This window comes from Propioniciclava sp. (assembly GCF_029977985.1).
In the GTDB taxonomy this organism is placed as follows: domain Bacteria; phylum Actinomycetota; class Actinomycetes; order Propionibacteriales; family Propionibacteriaceae; genus Propioniciclava.
Window position 1 is genome coordinate 1 of the sequence record NZ_JARKOT010000233.1, and the last position, 1,219, is coordinate 1,219.

General features: G+C 70.3%; 1 protein-coding gene and 1 pseudogene. Both read left to right on the top strand.

Annotation, left to right across the window (positions count from 1 at the left end):
* Positions 1-471 (top strand): annotated as a pseudogene (locus Q1K57_RS13340) (hypothetical protein); the annotation flags it as partial.
* A gap of 4 nt (positions 472-475) precedes the next feature.
* Positions 476-1,162, top strand: coding sequence for an SAF domain-containing protein (locus Q1K57_RS13345; protein WP_300083430.1), 687 nt, complete (start codon positions 476-478; stop codon positions 1,160-1,162).
* The last annotated feature ends 57 nt before the right edge of the window (positions 1,163-1,219 follow it).

Consider the following 1,219-nt stretch of genomic DNA (forward strand, 5'->3'; position numbering starts at 1 on the left):
GACCCCAGAGTCCTGGCCCAGCAGGCGGTCACCCAGATGCGCCTTCGCGCGGTCACGATCGGGATGGCGCCGGATCCCTCGCCCGGCTCGGTGGGCCTCGTCGGGCTGCCGATCTGGCTGTGGGTGGCGTCGCCGGACCAGAGCACCTGGGGACCCAACACGAAGACCGCGTCGGCGGGCAGCTACTCCGTCACGGCAACCGGGAAGGTCACCCAGGTGGTCTGGAGCATGGGCGACGGCGGAACCGTGGCGTGCACGTCCACAGGCACCTCCTACGCCGACTCGTTCGGAGTCTCCTCATCGCCCGACTGCGGCTATCGCTACGCGAAGCAGGGGACGTACACCGTCACGGCGACGAGCTACTGGACGATCAACTGGTCCGGGATCGGCGAGTCCGGTGTCATCAACCAGACGTACACGAGTTCGGTCGTTGTCACGATCGGCGAACTCCAGACCGTGGTGAAGGGATGAGGACGTGAGGACAGCGACCATGGCGCCGACGACGGCGACGACCACGACCCCTCAGGCACCCGAGGCGTTGGGTCCCGTGAAGACCCGGCGGCGTCCGGTGCTGATCATCGCATCCGTGGCCGCCCTGCTGCTGTCAGCGCTGGGCGGCGTGTGGCTGTGGACGGCGGCAACCTCGTCGGTCGAAGTCGTGGTGGCGAGGGCGGCCGTCCCTCGTGGCGCGGTCATCGCCGCCGGCGATCTGATGGTGGCGCGGGTGTCGCTCGATCCAGCCGTCGCCTCGATCCCCGCCAGCGAGGTCTCGACGGTCGTGGGTCAGCGAGCCGCGCTCGACATCTCCGCCGGCGGGCTGCTCACCCCCGACGCCATCGCCCCCGAAACGGTCCCCGCCAAGGGCCAGACAGTGGTGGGGCTGTCGCTGGTGGACGGGATGCTCCCAGCCATTCCCTTGAAGACCGGCGACGACGTGCGGGTGGTTCAGACCCCCGGTGCACAGGGCCAGGTCGGCGAGGTCTCGCCGGTGACCATCGCGGCCAAGGTGGTCGCGGTCACGCGCTCGCAGGACGGGCAGTTCGCCTTGGTCGACCTGCTGGTGAGCGCGGACGCCGCACCCGATCTGGCAGCCCGGGCCGCAACCGGCAAGGTCGCCGTGGTGCTCGACTCCCGGGAACCGTCTCGGGCTCGCTGGGGGTGACCACCCTGTCGGTCGGTCTCGCCCTGACGTGGCCCCGCCCCGTGGTGCTCGTGGAAG